Source organism: Mameliella sp. CS4, from assembly GCF_019392335.1.
Lineage (GTDB): Bacteria > Pseudomonadota > Alphaproteobacteria > Rhodobacterales > Rhodobacteraceae > Antarctobacter.
On sequence record NZ_JAHXRQ010000099.1, the window covers coordinates 1 to 422 of the forward strand.

Annotated in this window: 1 protein-coding gene; it reads right to left on the bottom strand. The window is 70.4% G+C overall.

Annotated elements, in window-relative coordinates:
• Window positions 1-422, bottom strand: a 422-nt coding sequence (locus KZZ07_RS26695) for an NAD-binding protein (RefSeq protein WP_219519951.1), incomplete at both ends; no start/stop codon positions are given.

The following is a 422-nucleotide window of genomic DNA, read 5'->3' on the forward strand; positions in this document are numbered from 1 at the left end:
GGACCATCCGAAGCTGCTGCGCCTGCACGAGCGCCAGCGCCTGGCTCGCTGCGCCTTGCGCGAAGCTTATGAGCGCCGAGATCCGCTGACCGGCACGCTCGCCGCTGCCACGGTGCGGGGTGTGGAGCACCAGGACCTTCAGACCGCCACGACGGCAGCAGAGAATGCCGTGCGCAACGCCGAGACGGATCTCAAGGATGCCGAATACGCCCTCGCCAGCACCATCGAGGCGCTCGCCTCCGCCGCCCTGCGCCACGCAGGCCGAGAACAGCTGCTGCGCCAGCGCCGTGGCGGGCAGGCTGAGGCCGAGCGTCCGGGCGTTGTCCAGGGCGAGGTTCAGGTCCTTCTGGTGCAGGCCGATGCGGAAGCCGGGATCGAAGGTCCGCTCGATCATCCGCGCGCCGTGCAGCTCCAGGATCCGC